Genomic DNA, 664 nt, shown 5'->3' with positions numbered 1-664 from the left:
ATCGTTACATCATCTGAAGTATCTTTTGCAGCCTTTGTAAATGCCTTGACTAACATCTCGATTCCTTTTTCATCACCTTTTCCCTTGTGGCTTCCAAGATGTGCAACAAGATATGGAATTCCTAATTTGCTGCATCTTTTTGCTTCGTCTATTAAGGAGTCAAGCGATCTTGCAAATGGATCATCTTCTGGAGAAGAAAGATTTGGTAAATACGGCATGTGTGCTACTGTTGCAAACCTGTCAATCTTTGTCTTGGCAAGTTTTTCTTTGAAATTTGTTGCATCACTACTTGTTAGTGGCTTTGCAGCCCATCCTCGTGGATTGCGAGTAAAAATCTGAAATGCTGAACATTCTGTTGCTACTGCATTATCAACAGCCTTGTCTATCGAGCCTGCGATGGATACATGTAATCCAACCTGCATGTCACTAATTTATTTGGGCATAATTTAAACTCGAGGGAGAACAATCTGGGTTTTACCATGGTTGTACCATAATCAAATTTTTAAGGTTAGAAAAGACAAAGAAAACATGCTAAAGATTGGAGTAAAGGATCTGGCAAAATATCCTTTTCTTACAGAAGCCGGAGAGTATCTGAGAAATACTGGACTGAGTCTTGAACAACTCGGAGAACCTGACTGGCAGCCGATTGTTGAAAAGGCATATG

The 664-nt window shown here is 39.5% G+C and carries 1 protein-coding gene; it reads right to left on the bottom strand.

Annotated elements, in window-relative coordinates:
• On the bottom strand, positions 1 to 422 hold a 422-nt coding region (locus DYY66_RS01565), incomplete at its 3' end, for a TIM barrel protein (RefSeq protein ID WP_166285613.1).
• Positions 423 to 664: the final 242 nt, after the last annotated feature.

The organism is Candidatus Nitrosotalea sp. FS (genome assembly GCF_011319475.1).
Lineage (GTDB): Archaea > Thermoproteota > Nitrososphaeria > Nitrososphaerales > Nitrosopumilaceae > Nitrosotalea.
This window is presented reverse-complemented; position numbering and strand designations above follow the sequence as displayed.